At 72.1% G+C, this 7,856-nt stretch carries 5 protein-coding genes; 4 read left to right on the forward strand and 1 reads right to left on the reverse strand.

The window, feature by feature from the left end; translation table 11 throughout:
* From HHX33_RS29665 to HHX33_RS29680, 4 genes are read left to right on the forward strand one after another with little or no spacing between them, the layout of a single operon-like run.
* Positions 1-999, forward strand: coding sequence for a thiamine pyrophosphate-dependent dehydrogenase E1 component subunit alpha (locus tag HHX33_RS29665; RefSeq protein WP_182877480.1), 999 nt, complete (start codon positions 1-3; stop codon positions 997-999).
* Positions 996-1,226, forward strand: a complete 231-nt coding sequence (locus tag HHX33_RS29670) for an acyl carrier protein (protein WP_117408636.1) — start codon at positions 996-998, stop codon at positions 1,224-1,226. The genes HHX33_RS29665 and HHX33_RS29670 overlap by 4 nt, the downstream gene beginning before the upstream one ends.
* Positions 1,223-3,406 (forward strand): 2-oxo acid dehydrogenase subunit E2, encoded by a 2,184-nt coding sequence (locus HHX33_RS29675; RefSeq protein ID WP_182877481.1) that lies wholly within the window; start codon positions 1,223-1,225, stop codon positions 3,404-3,406. The genes HHX33_RS29670 and HHX33_RS29675 overlap by 4 nt, the downstream gene beginning before the upstream one ends.
* A gap of 18 nt (positions 3,407-3,424) precedes the next feature.
* Positions 3,425-4,435, forward strand: coding sequence for a 3-oxoacyl-[acyl-carrier-protein] synthase III C-terminal domain-containing protein (locus tag HHX33_RS29680; protein ID WP_138462285.1), 1,011 nt, complete (start codon positions 3,425-3,427; stop codon positions 4,433-4,435).
* A 151-nt stretch (positions 4,436-4,586) separates the two neighbouring features.
* Here HHX33_RS29680 and HHX33_RS29685 read toward each other — a convergent pair.
* Positions 4,587-7,856: non-ribosomal peptide synthetase (locus tag HHX33_RS29685; RefSeq protein ID WP_182877482.1), on the reverse strand; the 3,270-nt coding region annotated here is incomplete at its 5' end.

The following is a 7,856-nucleotide window of genomic DNA, read 5'->3' on the forward strand; positions in this document are numbered from 1 at the left end:
GTGTCCGGCACCCTCGGCCCGTCGCGCGAGGCCCAAGGCCCCCGGGCTCGCGCGGCGGGCGCCGCCGTCCCCGGCCTGCCGGACGCCGTGCCCGGCCTGTCAGACGACGACGTGGCGCAACTGGTCCGCATCCGCCACTTCGAGCGGACCCTGCTGCGGATGTTCGAGGCCGGCGCGCTGAGCGGGACCACGCACACGTGCATCGGGCAGGAGTACGTGCCGGTGGCGCTGGCCCCGCTGCTCGACGGCGACTTCGTCGTCAGCAACCACCGCGGTCACGGCCACTACCTGGCCCACGTCGGCGACGCCGCCGGGCTGCTCGCCGAGATCATGGGCCGGGAGGGCGGGGTCTGCGCCGGCGTCGGCGGCAGCCAGCACCTCTACCGGCCCGGCTTCCTGTCCACCGGCGTGCAGGGCGAAGGCCTGGCGCTCGCGACGGGCGTCGCGCTGCGGCACCGGCGCGCCGGCACCGGCCGGATCGCCGCCGTCTACGTCGGCGACGGCACCTGGGGCGAGGGCGCGGTGTACGAGGCGCTCAACATGGCGGCGCTGTGGCGGCTGCCGGTGCTGGTCGTCGTGGAGGACAACGGGATCGCCCAGTCCACCCCCACCGGCGCGCACCTCTCCGGGACCATCGCCGGCCGGGCGCGCGCCTTCGGCGTCGAGTACGCCGAGATCGCCACCCATGACATCCCGGCCGTCCGCGCCGCAGCCGGACCGGTGATCGCGCGGGTCCGCGACGGCGGCGGGCCGGCGGTCGTACGGTTCCTGACCCGGCGGCTCGGCCCGCACAGCAAGGGCGACGACACCCGCCCCGCCGAGGAGGTCGCGGCCCTGTGGGAGGGCGACTGGCAGGCGGGGCTGGAGGCGCGCCTCGGTCCCCGCTTCCGGGAGATCGACGAGCGGGTCCGCGCCGAGGTGGACCGGATCGCCGCCGAGGTGGCGGCACGCCCGCCGTCGCGGTGGGCCGACGTGGCCGAGGCGGGAGCCGTACAGTGAACGAACTGATCACCCTGGTCGCGGGCGTCCTCGACGTGCCCGCCGAGACGGTCGACGAGAACACCGGCACGGCCACCGCCGCCGAGTGGAGCAGCCTGCGCCACGTGCAGATCATCGGGACCGTCGAACGGGCGTACGGCGTGCGGCTGAGTCCGCGCGAGGCCCGCGCGTGCCGCTCCGTGGGGGCGCTGCGGGACACCCTGCGGACGCGCGGAGTCGCGGTATGACACCGCTCGCGCCCCGGCTCGCGGAGAGCCTGAACGGCGCGCTGCACCGGCTGTTCGCCGAACGCCCCGGCCTGCACCTCCTCGGCGAGGACGTCGCCGATCCCTACGGCGGCGCCTTCAAGGTCACCAAGGGGCTGTCGGACCGGCATCCCGGCCGCGTGCTGTCCACCCCGATCAGCGAGAACGGCCTCGCGGGTGTCGCGGCCGGTCTCGCCCTCGCCGGTGACGAGGTCGTGGCCGAGGTCATGTTCGGCGACTTCGCCGCGCTCGTCTTCGACCCGGTGCTCAACCTGATCTCGAAGTCGGTGACGATGTACGGCCGGCGGCTGCCCATGCCGGTCGTGCTCCGCTGCCCGGTCGGCGGTCGTCGCGGCTACGGGCCCACCCACAGCCAGAGCGTGCAGAAGCACTTCATCGGCATGCCGAACCTGGCGTTGTACGAGCTCAGCCCGTTCCACGACCCGTACGGGCTGCTCGCGCACGCCCTGGACCACGGGCCCGCGCTGCTCTTCGAGGACAAGGTGCTCTACACCCGGCGGGCGTACCCCGACGGGGTCGTGGACGAGCACTTCCGCCACTCGCTCGTCGGGGACGCGTCCGGCTGGGCGCACGTGACCCCCGTGGACGGCGCGGCCCCCGACGTCGTGCTGATCTGCCCGGGCGGCGTCGCCCACCGGGCGCTCGCCGCCGCCCACCTCCTGCGGGACCAGGGCGTCACCGCGCACCTTCTGATCCCCGGGCGCCTGTACCCCGTGGACATCGCGCCCGTCCTGCCGGTCCTGGAACGGCCCGCGCTGGTGGCCGTCGCCGAGGAGAGCACGGCGGGCGGCACCTGGGGCTCCGACATCGCGGCGCTGGTGTACGAGCGGCTGTGGCCACGCCTGCGCGCCCCGGTGCTGCGGCTGTCGTCCGCCGACTCGATCATCCCGGCCGCTCGTCACCTGGAGGACCGGGTGCTGCTGGGCGAGCGGCACATCGCCGAGGCCGTCGCGGAGCGCCTCGGCACGATCGCGACGGGCGCCGCGGTCGTCGCCGGGCCCGTCGTGACGCCGGTCGCCGAGTCCGTTGTCGAGCCCGTCGATGCCGCCCCACCGCTCGCCGTACCTTTCGTCGTGCCGAAGCTGAACAACAACGACACGCACTACCTGGTGACCTGCTGGCTCGCCGAGGACGGGGCCAGGGTCGAGGCGGGTGCTCCCCTGGTCGAACTGGAGACGTCCAAGGCGGTCGAGGAGATCGAGGCCCCGGCGGCCGGATATCTGCGGATCTCGGCCGACGCCGGCACCGAGGTGGAGGTCGGCGCCGTCATCGCGGAACTGCACGAACTCGCGCCCCCGGCGCATACGGCGGCGAGGAGTGGAGCGGGCGGCGAGGCGGCCACGACCGCCGGTAGTGGTGCGGGATCGGCGGCGCCCGCGCAGGCCGCTCCGGCCGCCGAGGCTTCCCAGCCCGCTCAGTCGTCCCCGGCCGCCCAGTCGTCCCCGGCCGACCGGCGGACCTACGTGCTCGACCGGGTGCAGCGGGGCACCGCCGCCGTCGTGACCCGGGCCCACAAGGAGGTGCCGGCGGCCTTCACCGCCGTCGAGGTGGGGGTCGACGCCCTCCTCGACAGACTGCGCCTGCTGTCGGAGGAGTCCGGCGCCGAGGTCGGCGTACCCGAGGCCGTGGTGAAGGCGGTCGCCGCCGCCCACGACCGCTTCGCCCACCTCTTCGGGAGCCTCGTGGACGACCGGACGGTCGCCGTCTCCGAGGCACCTCACGTCGCGGTGACGATCGACGCGGGACGCGGCCTCTACACGCCCGTGATCCGGGACTGCGCGAGCCGATCGATCACCGATATCGCCGACGACCTGATGGATTTCCGGATGAAAGCGTGGCGGGGAGGCGATTTCACCACATCCGAGCTCGATGGCGGTACGATCACCATCTCGATCAACACTGAGGCCGATGTGGTGTTCGTACAACCGATCGTCATGTGGCCGCAGTTGTGCATGCTCTCCGTCGGCGGGCTACGTCGGCAGCTCGCGCTCCACGACGGAGTTCTCGCGACAACCACGGTCGTCGTTCTCGGCCTCGCCTATGACCACCGGGTCGTGAACGGCGCCGAAGCGGTGGCCTTCCTGCGAGCGGTCGCGGACAACCTCCGCGAGCCGGACCGGCTCGACCAGCTGGTCGCCTGACGGCGTGATGGAGGACTGATGACGTTCGGGCTGATCGCCTTCGCCGCGGAAGTGGGCGAGCCAGTGCCCGTCAAGGATGTGGTCGCGGATTACACCGAGGACGTCGCGCGGGTGCTCGCGTACGGCTACGACTACGTGCACCGCGCGGCTCCCGGGATGGGCCTGACCGATCTCGCCGTCGAAGCGGGCGGGCAGGCCCTCGCCGCGGCGGGCGTCGCCGCCCGCGACGTCGACCTCCTGGTGTTAGCGATCACAGACATCGCGGAGTACCTGTACTGGGACGCGGCGGCCGCGGTCGCCCACCGGCTCGGCCTCTCCTGGGCGGAGGCCGTACTGGTGGACCAGGGCTGCGCGGGCGGCGTCACCGCCTTCGACACCCTGGCCGGCCGGTTCGCCACCCACCTGTCCTACGACACCGCCCTGGTCATCGGCGCCAACCGCACCACCGAGGCGTACTGGAACCGCCTGGACACCCACTCGCTGCTGTTCTCCGACGGCGCGGCGGCGGCCGTGGCCAGCCGCAACGCCGCGTCACTGCGCTGGCGCACGTCGTACGCCGAGACGGACGGACGCTACGCCGACTTCTTCCGCCTCGACGACGGCGGCGGGGCGAAACCCTTCGGGCCCGGCACGCCGCCTCCCAAGGTCCGGGACGCCTGGCAGATCATGGAGCACTTCCAGTACGACTCCGACCGCATGGCCGCCTTCGCGGACGAGATCAACGACCGTACGGCCCGTGCCGTCCACCGCGCCTGCAAGCAGGCCGGCATCACGGAGGACGACCTCGCGTGGCTCCTCCTGCTCAACGACAATCCTCGTGTCATCGCCGCCCAGGCCGATCTGATCGGTGTGCCGACGTCCCGTACGAACATCCGCGGCGCCCGGCAGCACGGGCATTTCGGTGCCGCGGACCACCTGTTCGAGCTGGGCAACCTGCACGCCTCAGGGGAGCTGGGCCTGGGTGACTACGTGGCGCTGGCCACGAACGGCCGCGGAATGCACTGGGCGTGCACGATCCTGTGGTCCTGACCCACGCCTTGGCCTGGATCGGCCCTGATCGGGCCTGACCGGGCCTGACCGGGCCTGATCGCCCGCTCCCCCGACTCTCCCGGCTCCCCAGGCGCGCGTCTCCGCCGTCCGTCCCCACGCTCGCCCGGGCCACCTGGTCTTCATCGCCGTGTCAGTCGCTCGGGACGCCGCTCGCCGCCCCGGCACGGCCGAGTGTCCGGCGCAGCCTGGGGATGGCCGCCGGCCGCACCGGCCCGCTCGCCGGCTCGGGCAGAAACTCCGCCAATCCGGCGATGGTGGGATGCTCGAAGACCACCCGCAGCGGGAGCGACGCTCCGGTGAGCGCGTTGAGGCGGCTGACCAGCCGCGTGGCCAGCAGGGAATGCCCGCCCAGGCTGAAGAAATCGTCGTGGATGTTCGTGACCGGCCGGCCCAGCAGGCCGGTGAACAACTCGGCCACCAGATGCTGCGCCTCGGTGCCGGGAGGCTCGGCCTCGCCGGTGCCGGACACCGATGTCGGCTCGGGCAGCGCCTTACGGTCGATCTTCCCGTTGGGGGTGCGCGGCAGCGCGTCCATCACCACGATGCGGGCAGGGACCAGATGCTGCGGCAGGCAGCCCCGCAGATACCGAAGGAGGATCTGTTCGTCGTCCTCCCCACGCTCTTCCGGCACGACGGGGTCGTCCTGGCAGGGGGTCCTGGTGGCGATGTGGGCGATCAGGTGGTCGCCGTAGACGGTGACGACGGCCTCGGACACGGCCGGGTGCTGGAGCAGGGCGTGTTCCACCTCGCCCGGCTCGATCCGGAACCCCCGGAGCTTCACCTGATGGTCCACCCGGCCGTGGTAGTCCAGGAAGAACTCCACCCCACCGTCCGCGCTGGTGCTCGGGCGCCAGCGGGCCAGATCCCCCGTCCGATACAACCGCCCACTCTCACCGTGGGCGTCGTCGGGGAGGGGGAGGTAGCGTTCGGCCGTCAGGGCGGGCCGCTGGTGGTACCCCCGTGTCACGCCTTCGCCGGACAGGTACACCTCGCCGATCGCACCCAGCGGCACCGGACGCAGCTCGCTGTCCAGCAGGTGCACGCGTGACCCGGGCAGCGCGCGGCCCAGCGGAGTGCGCTCAGCACCGGGATCGGTCACCGCGTGCGTGGAATATGTGGTGTCCTCGGTCGGGCCGTACAGGTTGTTGACCACCTCCACCGCCGGGTCCCGGTACAGTCCCCGCACCAGCTCCACCGGCAACGGCTCCCCGGCCAGGTTGATCGTCGCCGCCCGTGGCGGGATCGCCCCGGCCGCCAGCAACTCCGCCGCCGCCGACGGCACCGTGTTCACCAACGTCACATGCCCGAACCCGGCCCGATCCTCGATCAGATCCAGCGCGTTACCCTCCGCCAAGGTGACGGTGGCCCCCACCGACAACGGCGCGAAGATCTCAAACACCGACAGGTCGAAACACACACTCGTCGACGCCAGCGTCTCCGCCAGCACCCCCGGCCCGAACGTCCGCCCCGCCCAGGCGAGCATCGCCACCGTCTGCCGATGCTCGATCACCACACCCTTCGGCCGCCCCGTCGACCCCGACGTGTAAATCACATACGCCGCATCCCCCGCACCCACCGAGACACCCAACCGGCCCGCACCACCGGCACGACCGGAATCGGGGCCCGTCCGGAGACCCTCCACCGCGCTCTCCCACGGGTCCTCGCCGGCCGAACCCAGCACCGCGCGAACGTCGACGACCTGTACCCCGGCCGCACCGGCCGAGCCCGCGGAACCGGCCAGAGGGTTGTGGTCGGGTGTGGTCACGAGCACGGCCGCGTCGCTGTCGGCGAGAAGGTAGGCCACCCGCTCCGGCGGATACCCCGGATCGATCGGCACATAGGCCGCACCGGTCTTCAACACCGCCAGCAACGCCACGATCAGATCACTGGTCCGCGGCAGGCACACCCCCACCAACACCCCAGCCCCCGCACCCAACCCCACCAGACGACGAGCCAACCACTCAGCCCGCTCATCCAACTCCCGATACCGCACCACCCCGTCAACCGCCCGCACCGCCACCGCGTCCGGACACCGATCCACCACCGCCTCGACCAACCCATGCACACAGCCACCAGCCGGCACAGCAGCCGGACCGGTCAGCGGACCACCGTCACCCAACGCACCAAGGACGGCCTTCTCCCCCGCCGTACGAACGTCGAGATCCATCACCCGCGCGCCGGGATCGGCGGCCAGCGCCTCCACCACCACCGCCAACCGCTCCGCCAGCAACCACGCCGACCGCGCATCGAACAGATCCGTGTTGTAGGTCAGGAACCCACCCAACCCCTCCACCGACTGCTCCAGATGCACCGACAACTCGAACTGGCTGGCTCGGGGATGCACCGGCACCGGGTCGACCGCGAGCCCGGGGAGCTCGTACTGCGGTGGCGTGCCGTTGATCGACAGCATGACCTGGAAGAGAGGACTGCGGCTGAGGTCGCGTTCCCGTACGCACTCGTTGATCAGCCGATCGAAGCCGACGTGCTGGTGCTGCTGGGTGGCGAGCGCGGCGTCGTGCGTGGCGCGCAGCATGTCATGGAGGGTCGTCTCCGGCGCCGGGCGCATGCGCAGGGGCAGCGTCGTGACGAGCATGCCGATGACATCCGTGAGTTCGGGCCGGGTACGCCCTGAGGCGGCGAACCCGATGGTGACGTCGTCCTGGCCGCTGAGCTTGGCCAGGAGCACACCCAGCGCCGTCGCCACGACGGAGAACGTACTCGCCCCGGTCGCCCGGGTCACGGCGGCCACGGTCGCGGCCGGCAGGGACAGCGGAACGGCGTCCCCACGGTGTGTCTGGTACGGCGGGCGTGGCTTGTCCGTGGGCAGGTCGAGCGTCTGCGCGCCGGCGAGGTGCTCGCGCCAGAAATCCATGTCCTCGTCGGTGACCGGCCGCTCCCACAGCTCGACGTCCGCGAACTGCACAGACGCGGGTGAAGGGGCCTCGTTTCCCGACCGGCCTTCGGCCAGCCGGGCGTAGTGGCCGGTGATCTCACGGAGCAGCAGGTCGAGCGACCAGCCGTCGCAGATGAGGTGGTGCAGGCTCAGGAGCAGCACGTGCTCCTCGTCCGACACCCTGACCAGGACCGTACGCATGAGCGGCCCGGCGGCGAGGTCGAGCGGCCGGGACGCCTCCTCGTCGAGCACCGCGGCCCAGTCGGACGCGGTCACTTCCTCCAGGTCGGCGACCGGTTCCGCGGACACCACCTGTACGAGCTCCTCGTTCTCCTCACGAAGGGTGGTGCGCAGGCTTTCGTGGCGCCGGGCGGTGTGGGCGAGGGCGGTGCGCAGCACATCCCGGTCGAGCGGACCGCGCACGGTCGCCGCGCCGGTGATGTGGTACGCCAGATTCGTGTCCGGGTGCAGATGACACAAGAACCACAACCGCTGCTGATTCGCCGT

Origin of the sequence: Microbispora sp. H10670, from assembly GCF_014161385.1 — a bacterium.
Lineage (GTDB): Bacteria > Actinomycetota > Actinomycetes > Streptosporangiales > Streptosporangiaceae > Microbispora > Microbispora triticiradicis.

Bases quoted from the DNA above. Each gene is read 5' to 3' on its own strand.
- HHX33_RS29675 (WP_182877481.1), top strand. From the start codon at position 1,223: ATGACACCGCTCGCGCCCCGGCTCGCGGAGAGCCTGAACGGCGCGCTG.
- HHX33_RS29680 (WP_138462285.1), top strand. From the start codon at position 3,425: ATGACGTTCGGGCTGATCGCCTTCGCCGCGGAAGTGGGCGAGCCAGTG.